Origin of the sequence: Modicisalibacter tunisiensis (genome assembly GCF_020148005.1) — a bacterium.
In the GTDB taxonomy this organism is placed as follows: Bacteria; Pseudomonadota; Gammaproteobacteria; order Pseudomonadales; family Halomonadaceae; genus Modicisalibacter; species Modicisalibacter tunisiensis.
Genome location: NZ_JAGXFD010000001.1, coordinates 2,502,599 through 2,514,462 on the forward strand (window position 1 = coordinate 2,502,599; position 11,864 = coordinate 2,514,462).

11 protein-coding genes and 1 pseudogene are annotated in these 11,864 nt (G+C 70.1%); 11 read left to right on the top strand and 1 reads right to left on the bottom strand.

The window, feature by feature from the left end; translation table 11 throughout:
* The 11 genes and pseudogenes from KGQ91_RS11695 to KGQ91_RS11745 all read left to right on the top strand — a co-directional run.
* Positions 1-303, top strand: a pseudogene (locus tag KGQ91_RS11695) (methyl-accepting chemotaxis protein); the annotation flags it as partial.
* A gap of 77 nt (positions 304-380) precedes the next feature.
* Positions 381-1,205, top strand: a complete 825-nt coding sequence (locus KGQ91_RS11700) for a CheR family methyltransferase (RefSeq protein WP_224415024.1) — start codon at positions 381-383, stop codon at positions 1,203-1,205.
* A gap of 63 nt (positions 1,206-1,268) precedes the next feature.
* Positions 1,269-2,333 carry a protein-glutamate methylesterase/protein-glutamine glutaminase gene (locus tag KGQ91_RS11705; RefSeq protein ID WP_224415023.1) on the top strand — a complete coding sequence of 355 codons (1,065 nt, stop codon included), beginning with the start codon at positions 1,269-1,271 and terminating at the stop codon, positions 2,331-2,333.
* 78 nt (positions 2,334-2,411) lie between these two features.
* The gene (gene cheY, locus KGQ91_RS11710; RefSeq protein WP_224415022.1) at positions 2,412-2,801 is read left to right on the top strand and encodes a chemotaxis response regulator CheY; all 390 of its coding nucleotides are present in this window, start codon (positions 2,412-2,414) and stop codon (positions 2,799-2,801) included.
* A 25-nt stretch (positions 2,802-2,826) separates the two neighbouring features.
* A complete protein-coding gene (gene cheZ, locus KGQ91_RS11715; protein WP_163648840.1) occupies positions 2,827-3,489 on the top strand; it encodes a protein phosphatase CheZ in 663 nt (220 codons plus the stop codon).
* 161 nt (positions 3,490-3,650) lie between these two features.
* Entirely contained in the window at positions 3,651-4,811 is a 1,161-nt protein-coding gene (gene flhB / locus KGQ91_RS11720; protein ID WP_163648837.1) for a flagellar biosynthesis protein FlhB, read from the top strand.
* Positions 4,808-6,889: a flagellar biosynthesis protein FlhA gene (flhA, locus tag KGQ91_RS11725; RefSeq protein ID WP_163648835.1), complete on the top strand. Its 2,082-nt coding sequence runs from the start codon at positions 4,808-4,810 to the stop codon at positions 6,887-6,889. The genes flhB and flhA overlap by 4 nt, the downstream gene beginning before the upstream one ends.
* Positions 6,889-9,279: a flagellar biosynthesis GTPase FlhF gene (flhF, locus tag KGQ91_RS11730; RefSeq protein WP_224421048.1), complete on the top strand. Its 2,391-nt coding sequence runs from the start codon at positions 6,889-6,891 to the stop codon at positions 9,277-9,279. The genes flhA and flhF overlap by 1 nt, the downstream gene beginning before the upstream one ends.
* Positions 9,276-9,902: a hypothetical protein gene (locus KGQ91_RS11735; RefSeq protein ID WP_163648832.1), complete on the top strand. Its 627-nt coding sequence runs from the start codon at positions 9,276-9,278 to the stop codon at positions 9,900-9,902. Before flhF ends, KGQ91_RS11735 begins: the two co-directional genes overlap by 4 nt.
* Complete coding sequence (locus KGQ91_RS11740) at positions 9,899-10,327, top strand: flagellar protein FlhE (protein WP_205596233.1); 429 nt, start codon at positions 9,899-9,901, stop codon at positions 10,325-10,327. The genes KGQ91_RS11735 and KGQ91_RS11740 overlap by 4 nt, the downstream gene beginning before the upstream one ends.
* Before the next feature lie 109 nt (positions 10,328-10,436).
* Positions 10,437-11,153 (top strand): RNA polymerase sigma factor FliA, encoded by a 717-nt coding sequence (locus KGQ91_RS11745; protein ID WP_224415020.1) that lies wholly within the window; start codon positions 10,437-10,439, stop codon positions 11,151-11,153.
* Positions 11,154-11,201: 48 nt separating this feature from the next.
* Here KGQ91_RS11745 and KGQ91_RS11750 read toward each other — a convergent pair whose 3' ends face one another.
* Complete coding sequence (locus KGQ91_RS11750) at positions 11,202-11,852, bottom strand: PqiC family protein (RefSeq protein ID WP_224415019.1); 651 nt, start codon at positions 11,850-11,852, stop codon at positions 11,202-11,204.
* Positions 11,853-11,864 lie beyond the last annotated feature (12 nt).

The window sequence follows — 11,864 nt, forward strand, 5'->3', positions numbered from 1 at the left end:
GTGGCGCAGATGGACGAGGTCACCCAGCAGAATGCCGAGCGCGTGCAGACCTCGGCGCGCGCCGCCCGCGAGCTCGACGAGCAGGTGATGCACCTGGCCGAGGCGATCGGCGTGCTGCGCCTGAGCGGCAGCGGCCGGGAGCAGGTCGATCGCGAGACCCGCTTCCGTGCCGCGCGGGCCCGCAAGCAGGGCGGGGCGGCGGCCCCGGCGCTGGGCCACGAGCCGGCCGACACGTCGTCGCGTCAGGCACCTCGCCAGCCGGCGCGCAGTACCACGGCGGACACCGAATGGGAGGCCTTTTGATCCCCCCGGCAGGGTCCGGCGATCCGGCGGGCGGTACCGCGCGGGCATCGGCGCCGGGTCTGGAGCGGGACCTGATCATGACCGATGCCGACTTCAACCGGGTGCGTCAGCTGATCTATCAGCGGGCCGGCATCGTGCTGGCCGAGCACAAGCGGGAAATGGTCTACAGCCGTCTGGCACGTCGTCTGCGGCTGCATCGGCTGACGCGCTTCACCGACTACCTGGCGCGCCTGGAGCGCCAGCCGGAGGCCCGCGAGTGGGAGGCCTTCACCAATGCCCTGACCACCAACCTCACGGCCTTCTTCCGCGAGGCGCACCATTTCCCGCTGCTGGCCAGCCACGTCCAGTCGCGCGGCGGGCCGGTTCGCGTGTGGTGCGCGGCGGCGTCGACCGGTGAAGAACCGTACTCGATCGCCATGACGCTCAGCGAGACCCTGGGGGCGCATGCCCGCGAGGCTCGGGTGCTGGCCACGGACATCGACACCGACGCCCTGACGCGAGCGCGCGAGGCGGTCTACCCGCTGGAGCAGGTGCTCAAGCTGCCCGACGAGCGCCGCAAGCGCTTCTTCCTGCGGGGTGGCGGCACCCGTGCCGGGCTGGCGCGAATCCGCCCCGAACTGATGTCGATGGTGGAGTTTCGCCCGCTCAACCTGCTGGCGCCGTCATGGCCGATCGAAGGGCCCTTCGATGCGATCTTCTGTCGCAACGTGATGATCTACTTCGACAAGGAGACGCAGGCGCGCATCCTCGACCGGTTCGTGCCGCTGCTCAAGCCGGACGGCCTGCTCTTCGCCGGCCATTCGGAAAACTTTTCCTACATCAGCCAGGCATTCCGCCTGCGCGGCCAGACGGTCTACGAGCTGGCCGATTCCGCCTCAAGTCGTGCGGCAAGCCGCCGATAAGAAGACACAGCGACTCGGCGGCTGCCCCAGGGCGCGGCCGGGCAATGGATAGGAGACCCTCTCTTGAGTGCCCCGAAGATCAAGGTGTTGTGCGTCGACGACTCGGCGTTGATTCGTGACCTGATGACGGAAATCATCAATGCGCACGATGACATGGAAGTGGTGGCGACGGCGCCCGATCCGCTGGTGGCACGAGACCTGATCAAGCGTACCAACCCCGACGTCCTGACCCTCGACGTGGAGATGCCGCGCATGGACGGCATCGACTTCCTCGAGCGGCTGATGCGGCTGCGGCCCATGCCCGTGCTGATGGTATCGTCGCTCACCCAGGCCGGCTCGGAGGTGACGCTCAAGGCGCTGGAGCTGGGGGCGGTGGACTTCATCGCCAAGCCGCAGCTGGGCATTCGCAGCGGCATGCTCGAGTACAGCGAGATGATCGCCGACAAGCTGCGTGCCGCCGCCCGCTCGCGGCCACGGGCCGCCCCTCGCCGGGACGCGCCGCGTGCCGCGACCCCCGTCAGGGCGCCGCTGATCTCGAGCGAGAAGCTGATCATCATCGGCGCCTCGACGGGGGGGACCGAGGCCATCCGCCAGGTCCTGGAACCGTTGCCCGCCAACTCGCCGGCCATCCTGATCACCCAGCACATGCCGGGCGGTTTCACCCGCTCCTTCGCGGAGCGGCTCGATCGGCTGTGTCGCATTCAGGTCAAGGAGGCCGAGGAGGGCGAGCGCGTGCTGCCCGGGCATGCCTACATCGCGCCCGGGGATCGCCACCTCAAGCTGGCGCGCAGCGGGGCCAACTACGTGGTCAGGCTCGACGACGGCGAGCCGGTCAACCGCCATCGCCCCTCGGTTGACGTGCTGTTTCATTCCGCCGCGGTCAACGCCGGCCGCAACGCGGTCGGCGCGCTGCTGACCGGCATGGGGCGTGACGGGGCCGCGGGGCTGCTCGAGATGCGCCAGGCGGGCGCCCACACCCTGGCCCAGAGCGAGGAAACCTGCGTGGTCTACGGCATGCCGCGTGAAGCCGTGGCGCTGGGCGCGGCCGTCGACATCGTCGATCTCGACCAGATGGCCTCGCGGATCATGCAGCTGGTCGCTGCCTCCGGGCGGGCGCAGCGCGTCTGAACCGGCGATGCCGGCCGGCGAGGGTCGGCATCGCCATGAAACTACCCTGAACACATCGATTGATAACGAGGAACGACGATGGCCGACAAGAACATGAGCATCCTGGTGGTCGATGACTTCCCCACCATGCGCCGCATCGTGCGCAGCTTGCTCAAGGAGCTGGGCTACAGCAACGTCGAGGAAGCCGAGGACGGCCAGGATGCACTGGGCAAGCTGCGTGGCGGCGGCTTCGAGTTCGTCGTGTCCGACTGGAACATGCCGAACCTCGACGGCCTGGAAATGCTCAAGCAGATCCGCGCCGACGACGCCCTGAAATCCCTGCCGGTGCTGATGGTGACCGCCGAGGCCAAGAAGGAAAACATCATTGCCGCGGCCCAGGCCGGTGCCAACGGCTATGTCGTCAAGCCCTTCACGGCCGCGACCCTGGAAGAGAAGCTCAACAAGATCTTCGAAAAACTCGGCAAGTGAGTGCCGTAGCGAGGGAGGGTTAGCCATGAGTGCTGAAGCGCAGCACACCGGAACACAGGCCAGCGACGACCTGATCCAGCGCATTGGCCAGTTGACCCGCATGCTGCGTGACAGCATGCGGGAGCTGGGCCTGGACAAGGAGATCGAGAAGGCCGCGGAGGCGATCCCGGATGCCCGGGACCGGCTCAGTTACGTCGCCTCGATGACCGAGCAGGCCGCCGAGCGGGCGCTCAATGCCATCGACCGCGCCCAGCCCCTGCAGGAGTCGCTGGAGGAGCGGGCGCGATCACTCGATGCCCGCTGGGCCGACTGGTTTGCCGAGCCCAAGGAGCTCGACGAGGCCAAGGCGCTGGTACAGGACACCCGGGCCTACCTGGGCGACGTGCCGACGCAGACCAAGGCCACCAACGCCGAGCTGTTCGAGATCATGATGGCCCAGGACTTTCAGGACCTGACCGGCCAGGTGATCAAGCGGATGATGGACATGATCCGCGAGATCGAGAACCAGCTGGTGCAGGTGCTGCTGGACAACGTTCCCGACAGCCAGGATCGCCAGGAGCTGCGCCGCTCGATGGAGAACGAGCGCGAGGCGTCGCTGCTCAACGGTCCGCAGGTCAAGCCGGAGGGCGAGGACGTGGTCAGCAGCCAGGACCAGGTCGACGATCTGCTGGATTCGCTGGGCTTCTGAGCGCGACAGGCGCCTTGCGGCGCCGTCTGCACGACACTCCCGCCAGCGCGGCAATCGAGGATTAGCGCTCGATTCGTCGCGCTTTTTGCGTGTTCGTCCGCCGGGTCGGCCACGCAGAATAAGCCACGATTCCGCAAGGGCCAGGATGTGGCACAGAGGCGATGGCCGAGGACAGCAGCGACGAGGACAAGACAGAAGACCCGACGCCACGCCGCCTCGAGAAGGCGCGTGAAGAAGGGCAGATCGCTCGTTCGCGGGAGCTGACCACCTTCCTGATGCTGATGGCCGGGGTGGGCGGTCTGTGGAGCCTGGGTGCGCAGCTCTACGACCAGCTCGGCCTGATGATGGAGCAGGCCTTTCTCTTCGATCGCGGCATCGCCTTCGACACCACGCGCATGCTGGCCAAGCTGTGGACGCTGGGCGAACACAGCCTGGTGGCCGTGCTGCCGCTGTTCCTGCTGCTTACCGTGGTGGCTGCCGTGGCTCCGGCCCTGCTGGGCGGCTGGGTGCTGTCGGGCAAGTCGCTCAAGCCGCAGCCCTCCAAGCTCAACCCGCTCAAGGGCATCAAGCGCCTGGTCTCGTCGCAGATCGTCGCCGAACTGGCCAAGGCGATCGCCAAGTCGCTGCTCACCGGCAGCGTGGCCGGGGTCTTCGTGTGGTTCAAGCGCGACGAGCTGCTGGGACTGATGAGTCAGCCGCTCGAGCAGGCCCTGGCCCATGCCATGCGGCTGGCGGCGGTGTGCTGCGCGCTGATCGTGCTCTCGCTGGTGGTGGTGATCCTCATCGACGTGCCCTATCAGCTGTGGAGTCACAACAAGAAGCTGCGCATGACCAAGGACGAGATCAAGAAGGAGCACAAGGAGTCGGAGGGCGACCCGCAGATCAAGGGGCGGATCCGCCAGCAGCAGCAGGCCATGGCGCGCGGGCGCATGATGAGCAAGGTGCCCGAGGCCGACGTGATCGTCACCAACCCGACCCATTACGCCGTGGCGCTGAGTTACCGCGATGGCGAGATGGGCGCACCGCGGGTGATCGCCAAGGGGGCGGACGCCGTGGCGGCACGGATCCGCGAGATCGGCGACGAGCACCAGGTGCCCCGGCTCGAGGCGCCGCCGCTGGCGCGGGCCCTGTATCGTCACGTCGACCTGGATCAGGAGATCCCGGTCGACCTCTACACGGCGGTCGCCGAGGTCATGGCCTGGGCCTTCCGCCTGCATCAGGTACGTCGCGATGGCGGCGAGGTACCCGAGCCGCCCGGCAACCTGCCGATACCGGCCGCCCTGGATGACGATGCCGCATCGTCCCGCGAGGAGACGCCATGAATCTGATGGATACGCTGGGCCGCCAGAACTGGCTCGGCGATGCCCGAATGAAGCTGCTGGCCGGGCCTCTGCTGATCATCATGATCCTGTCGATGATGATCCTGCCGCTGCCGCCGTTCGCGCTCGACATGTTCTTCACCTTCAACATCGCCATGTCGGTGATGGTGCTGCTGGTCAGCATGTTCACCCAGAAGCCGCTGGACTTCGCGGCGTTTCCCGCGGTGCTGCTGTTCACCACCTTGCTGCGGCTCTCGCTCAACGTGGCCTCGACCCGCGTGGTGCTGATGAACGGCGACGCGGGCGGCGACGCGGCCGGCAAGGTGATCGAGGCGTTCGGCGAATTCCTGATCGGCGGCAACTTCGCCGTCGGCCTGGTGGTATTCCTGATCCTGGTGATCATCAACTTCATGGTCATCACCAAGGGGGCGGGGCGCATCGCCGAGGTGGGCGCGCGCTTCACCCTGGACTCCATGCCCGGCAAGCAGATGGCCATCGACGCCGACCTCAACGCCGGCCTGATCGGCGAGGAGGACGCCAAGCAGCGTCGCGCCGAGGTCGCCCAGGAAGCCGACTTCTACGGGTCGATGGACGGGGCCAGCAAGTTCGTGCGCGGCGACGCCGTGGCGGGCCTTATCATCATGGTGGTCAACCTGATCGGCGGGCTGCTGATCGGCGTGATCCAGCACGACATGGCGGTGGCCGACGCCGCGCGCACCTATGCGCTGCTGACCATCGGCGACGGCCTGGTGGCGCAGATTCCGGCGCTGGTGATTTCCACCGCCGCCGGTGTCACCGTCTCGCGGGTCAACACCGAGCAGGACGTCGGCCAGCAGATGATCTCGCAGCTGTTCGCCAATCCGCAGGTGCTGGTGCTGGCCGCCTGCGTGATGGGGCTGCTGGGGCTGGTGCCGGGCATGCCCAACCTGGTCTTCCTGCTGTTCAGTACCCTGCTGGGGTCGCTGGCCTGGTGGATGATCCGCCAGCGCGACGACAAGCTGGCCGAGCAGGCCACCCAGGAGGCGCCGCCGCCGTCGCCCGAGGTGCCCGAGGCCAGCTGGGACGACGTCCAGCTGGTGGACACCCTGGGGCTGGAAGTCGGCCATCGCCTGATTCCGCTGGTCGATCACCGTCAGGACGGCGAGCTGCTGGGGCGCATCAAGAGTGTGCGCAAGAAGTTCGCCCAGGAGGTCGGCTTCCTGCCCCCCGTGGTGCACATCCGCGACAATCTCGAACTGGGTCCCAACACCTACGTGCTGACCCTGAAGGGCGTGGAGATCGGTCGCGCCGAGGCGCATCCCGGCAAGTGGCTGGCCATCGATCCCGGCCAGGTCTCGGGCCAGCTGGAGGGCACGCCGACCCAGGACCCGGCCTTCGGGCTGCCCGCCGTGTGGATCGACGCCGGCCAGCGCGAGCACGCCCAGGTCTACGGCTACACGGTGGTCGATGCCAGCACGGTGGTGGCGACGCATCTCAATCACCTGCTGCACCGCCACGCCGGCGACATGCTGGGCCGCCAGGAGACCCAGCAGCTGCTCGACAAGCTGGGCGAGGAGAGCAAGTCGCTGGTCGAGGATGTGGTGCCCAAGCTGGTGTCGCTGACCACCCTGCAGCGCCTGCTGCAGAACCTGCTCGAGGAGGAGGTGTCGATTCGCGACCTGCGGACCATCCTCGATACCCTGGCCGAGCACGCCTCGCCGCAGAGCGACACCCAGGACCTGACCGCGGTGGTGCGCGTGGCGCTGGGCCGCGCGATCACCCAGCAGTGGTTCCCCGGCCAGGGCGAGCTGCACGTCATCGGCCTGGACGCCAACCTCGAGCAGGTGCTCAGCCAGGCGATGAACGGCGGCGGCGCCATCGAGCCGGGGCTGGCCGACACCCTGATGCAGCAGACCGAAGCGGCGGTGACCCGCCAGGAGGCCCTGGGCGAGCCCACGGTGCTGGTGGTGCCGCACAGCCTGCGGCCGCTGCTGTCGCGCTTCCTGCGCCGCCGGCTGCGTCAGCTGGTGGTGATGTCGCAGGCCGAGATTCCCGATGATCGAACCATCCGCGTCACCGCTCTGGTCGGAGGCCGTCAATAATGAGTGTTCAGCGTTTCGTCGGTGCCAACAGTCGCGAGGCCATGCGCCGGGTGCGGGCCGCACTGGGCGATGACGCCCTGATCCTGGCCAATCGTCGGGTCGCCGAGGGGGTCGAGATCCTGGCGCTGGCCGAGGAGATGGTGCCGCCGGCGGGGCCGGGGCCGGGGTCGGCCGTCGGTGAGGCGCGTCCCGCCGGCGAAGCGCCGGATCGTCCGAGTGGCGCTCATGCCGGGCCGGCCTCCCGTCCTGCCGGCTCGTCGCCCGCGGCTGCGCCGCCGGCGGTTTCCCGTCCGGCACCCTCGGCCCCTGCCGAGCACACGCCGCCCCCGGACACGGCGGCCCCGAGTCCGGGCGACCCGCGTCCGGGCGACCCGCGTCCGGGCGACCCGAATCCGGGCGACCCGTTCGCCGCCTTCAGCGAACGGCTGCTCGGCGAGATGCAGGACCTGCGCGCGCTGCTGGTCGGCCGTCAGGAGGCCGCCGCTCCGGTGGGCACGGCCGAGGACGACAATCGCGTGATGCTCAACCGCCGCCTGCAGGGCGCCGGCTACGGCAATGCCCTGGCCCGGGAGCTGCTCGACGCCCTGCCGCTGGAGCTCGTCCATGCGACGGCGGAGGCGGCCCTGGCCTGGCTGGAGCGGCAGCTGGTCTCGCGGCTGGCCGTGCTGGACGACGAGTCCCGGCTGCTCGACGAGGGCGGCGTCTTCGCGCTGCTGGGGCCCACCGGGGTGGGCAAGACCACCACCACCGCCAAGCTGGCGGCCCGCTACGTGATGCGCCACGGCGCGGGCGGGGTCGCGCTGGTGACCACCGACAGCTACCGCATCGGCGCCCACGAGCAGCTGCGCATCTATGCCCGGCTGATGGGCGCCGAGGTGCATGCGCTGGATGCCGACGCGCCGCTGGACGATCTGCTGGCGCGCCTGGCCGACAAGCGCCTGGTGATCATCGATACCGTGGGCATGAGCCAGCGCGACCGCCGGCTGGTCGATCAGGTGGCCAGGCTGGGGCAGGGGGCGCGACCCGTGCGGCGGCTGTTGCTGCTCAATGCGGCGAGTCACGGCGAGACCCTCGAGGAGGTGGTCGAGACCTACCAGCGGGCCTCGTTGGCCGCCGGCGCGCCGCTGTATGGCGCGATTCTCACCAAGGTCGACGAGGCACCGCGGCTGGGGGCGGTACTGGACATCGCCATCCGCCACGACCTGCGGCTGCACTATGTCTCCCAGGGCCAGCAGGTGCCGGAGGATCTGCGCCTGGTCGACCCGCATGGGCTGGTCGGGCAGTCGCTGACCCCCGTCGACGACTCGGCCTTCGTCGGCGAGCCGCTGGCCTGGCAGGCGACCCCCTCGGCGCGGCGCTGGCGAGGACTGTCCCGCAGCCTGCTGGGGCAGGGCCGCTCGCTGGCGGTGGTGATGGCGCAGCTGCGGGCCCGCGTCGGCGGCGTGGCCGCGCTCGACGCCGCCTGGCCGCTGCAGGGGCTGCCGCTGGCGCGGCAACAGGCGCACCTCGACCGGTTGCGGGGCCTGCCCGCGATCGGCGAGGAGGCGGCGGCGGTGATGCTCTGGTCACGCCACGGGCCGATCAAGGGCAGCCAGTGCCGTCTGCCGGCGCTGTGTCTCAATGCCCGGGGGCTGCCGCTGGCGGCGCCCTGGCCGAGCCACTGCCAGCCGGCGGGCGAGGCGGAGAGGCTGGCTGCCGTCGAGACGCGGCTGGGTGTCGATCGTCATTTCCTGCCCCGCTGTCCCTCGGCCGCGGCCCGCCGGCATCTGCTGGATGCCGGCAGCGACTGGCTGGCGCTGGCCCAGGCCAATACGCGGGTGATCTTCGAAGGCGAGCGGCTGGCGCTGAAGGCGCTCGCCGAGCAGGCGGGCGTGCATGACACGCTGAACTGTCGGTACCGGGGGCGGGAGGGCCGCCTGGCGACGGGCTGGCTGCCGGTGTCGCTGAGCGATGGAACCCCGCTCCAGGCCTGGTTCGCGGTACTGCGCGACCCGGACACCGGCCGCCGACGCCTGACGCGCTACTGGCTCGCGGCGGACAAGGCCGCGGCCTCGCGCCCGGTGCTGCTGGTCGCGCACCTGGTCGCCGAGGAATGGAGCTCGCTGGCCGGCCGCGCCTGGCAATGGCTGGCGCCGGAGGCCGGCGAGGGTGTCGACACCGAGTTGCGTGCCTGGCTGGCCTCCGCGCTCGCCGCCCTGGCGGTGCGCCTCGATCAGGAAACCGCCGACTGGGCGATGGATGTGCGCGGTCATCTGCTGGCATTGCTGGGCGGCTCGCGCAAGCGCAGCGCCGCCGTCCTGCTCGAGGCCCTGTGGCACCTGCTGGCCGCCCGCGACGCCTTCGTGCTGGCGGCCGGGCCCTTGCTGGGCGGAGGTGACGACGCCTCATGAGTGACGGGGATCAGGCCGCCGGCCTGCGACGCTGGGCCGCCGAGATGGCGCCGGTGCCGGAGGCCGACGACAGCAGCGAGCGGGCAGAGGCGGTGACGCCGGAAACGCAAACGCCTGCCACGGCGGAGGAAACCGGGACGCCGACCTGGATTGTCGAGGCGTTACTGGAGCTGGCAGCGTCCCCCGCCGTGGTGGCCGAGACGGCGCCCGCGCCGCGCCGGCTGCTGCTGGTGCTGGGGCTGCCGGGCGGTGATGAGGCGGACACCCGGCCGGTCAGCGAGGCGCTGGCCCGCTGGCAGGCACAGGGCCAGCAGTGGGTCGGCGAGGCGGACGCCTGGCGCATCGTGCCCACGTCGGTGGACAGTCCGCACCTGCCGACCCTGGTCGGCGAGCAGTCGCGCTGGGCGCTGTGGGTGGGCAATGATGCCGAGGCCTTTCGGCGCACCTACCGCCTGCTGAAACGACTGGCGCAGCGGGGTGGTCCGCGCCGGCTGCTGCTGGTGCATCCGCCGCTGGCCTCGCGGGTCGGACTGCTGGCCAACCTGCAGCAGGCCGCGGCGAGCTTCTTCGGCTTCGAGCTGTGGATCGTGCCCGTTCCCCGGCGTCGGCGACCCGACGCATGAGCCGGGCGCGGCGCTTGTCGGCCGGGCTGCTGGTGGCCGGGCTGCTGCTGATGGCCGGGCCGGCCAGCGGTGCGGGAAGCTGGGTAGGGCGGGCGCCGGGCGTGACGCTGGGCACGCCCGGGCGCGTGGCAACCGCCGAGCCCATCACGCCACCGCCGGGGCTGCGGCCCGGGCGCATCACCACCGTGTCCTGGCGGTTCCGGGTGCCGGCGGGTCTGCCGGGGCTGGATGCCTGGCTGTGCCATCCCCGCCGTTGCCTGGAATTGCCGGCGGCGCGCGGGCGCAGTGAGGCCCTGCGCGGTCTGCCGGCCCGCGAGCCGCTGACCCTGCGCTTTCGCCTGCCGCCCGGCACCCGGCGTGGTGCGGTACCTTTCACCGGACTCCAGGTGATCGTCAACTATCGCGAGACGCAAAACGCTAAATAGCCCGAGACCCGGTCAGGTATTCGCCGCTTGGGGTGTCCGGCGAGAGCGACATAATGCCGGTATCGGTCGCCGCTCGGCGCCGCCACCGGCTGCAGGCTTGGAACCGAAGATGTACACGGCACAGGGTAAAATCGATCAACGGGCCTTGCTGGACCAGTACCTGCCCGTCGTCCGGCGCCAGGCGCTGGCGCTCCAGGTTCGCCTGCCGGCCAGCGTCGATCTGGACGACCTGATTCAGGCCGGCATGGTCGGACTGCTCGATGCCCTGGGGCGCTACAGCGCCGAGCAGGGGGCGAGCCTGGCGACCTATGCCAGCCAGCGGATTCGCGGGGCGATGATCGACGAGCTGCGCAGTCGCGACTGGGTGCCGCGCAGCGTCCGCCGCCATGCCCGCGAGATCGACGAGACCATCCGCCGGCTCGAGCAGCAGCTGGGGCGTCAGGCCGAGGAGCGCGAGATCGCCGACGCCCTGGCGCTGGAGGTCGACGAGTATCGCCAGCGACTGGCCGACACCAACGGCGGCCACCTGATGGGGCTCGACGAGATCATCGCCGAGGGCGGTGAACCCGAGGCCGGTGATGGCGCACCGCCGTCACCCTTCGAGGCGCTGGCCGGCTCGCAGCAGCGCGAGCGCCTGGTCGCGGCGATCGAGCAGCTTCCCGAACGCGAGAAGCTGCTGCTCGGCCTGTACTATCAGGAAGAGCTCAACCTCAAGGAGATCGGGGCGGTGCTCGGGGTCAGCGAATCCCGGGTCTGCCAGCTTCACAGTCAGGCGGTGGCCCGTCTGCGCAGCCGCCTCAGGGCCGCCGAGGAGGCCGAGGACTGAGCCGGCTTTCGTGCCTCCCTCTGTTGATGGCCTGTCGAGCCGAGGCGATCAGCCCGTTTCGGCGGCTTCTCCCGTCGTTTCCTTCTCTTCCGTCCCTTTCGTGCCTTCGGGGGCCTGCCACTGGCGCCGGAGCCCTTCCGCGATCTGTTCGGCCACGCTGTTCCAGCTTTTCCCCAGGGCCTTGACCAGCGCCGGGTAGCCGTCCTGCTCCAGCACTTCGCTGGCCTGGAAGGACGACTGTCGGCGAAGCTCGCCCTGCCCGTCACGCAGCTGCCAGAGTCCGCCGGCGATGGCCCGGCCGTCGTAGCGGCCCTGGAACTGCTCGACCTCCACGGACAGGTGCCAGGCCGTGTCGGGGCCGGTGCCTCCGAGCACGCGCGCCCCGGGCAGGGCACGGCTCAGCCGCTGACGCAGCGTCCGCGCCAGCTGCCGGTCGAGCGGTTCCGCCCACTGGTGCCGGCCGGCCGCCTGCAGGCGCAGGGGATCGGTCTGCAGCACGATGCCGGCGTCATCCAGGTAGCGGGCGACGCGCACGTCGTCGATGACCAGGGTGTGCTCGGCCGGACCCCGCACGGCAGAGGACGTGGTCGTGTCGCCGGCCGGCAGCAGGTAGCGTTCGGTGGCCGGCCCGCCGCCGCTGGCGCAGCCGGCCAGCAGGGCGCCCAGCAGCATCAGGCAAAGCGGCTTGGTGACTTGCATCCCTTCATCTCC

Bases quoted from the DNA above. Each gene is read 5' to 3' on its own strand.
- cheY (WP_224415022.1), top strand. From the start codon at position 2,412: ATGGCCGACAAGAACATGAGCATCCTGGTGGTCGATGACTTCCCCACC.
- KGQ91_RS11750 (WP_224415019.1), bottom strand. From the start codon at position 11,852: ATGCAAGTCACCAAGCCGCTTTGCCTGATGCTGCTGGGCGCCCTGCTG.
- flhA (WP_163648835.1), top strand. From the start codon at position 4,808: ATGAATCTGATGGATACGCTGGGCCGCCAGAACTGGCTCGGCGATGCC.
- KGQ91_RS11700 (WP_224415024.1), top strand. From the start codon at position 381: ATGACCGATGCCGACTTCAACCGGGTGCGTCAGCTGATCTATCAGCGG.
- KGQ91_RS11735 (WP_163648832.1), top strand. From the start codon at position 9,276: ATGAGTGACGGGGATCAGGCCGCCGGCCTGCGACGCTGGGCCGCCGAG.
- KGQ91_RS11740 (WP_205596233.1), top strand. From the start codon at position 9,899: ATGAGCCGGGCGCGGCGCTTGTCGGCCGGGCTGCTGGTGGCCGGGCTG.
- flhB (WP_163648837.1), top strand. From the start codon at position 3,651: ATGGCCGAGGACAGCAGCGACGAGGACAAGACAGAAGACCCGACGCCA.
- KGQ91_RS11745 (WP_224415020.1), top strand. From the start codon at position 10,437: ATGTACACGGCACAGGGTAAAATCGATCAACGGGCCTTGCTGGACCAG.
- flhF (WP_224421048.1), top strand. From the start codon at position 6,889: ATGAGTGTTCAGCGTTTCGTCGGTGCCAACAGTCGCGAGGCCATGCGC.
- cheZ (WP_163648840.1), top strand. From the start codon at position 2,827: ATGAGTGCTGAAGCGCAGCACACCGGAACACAGGCCAGCGACGACCTG.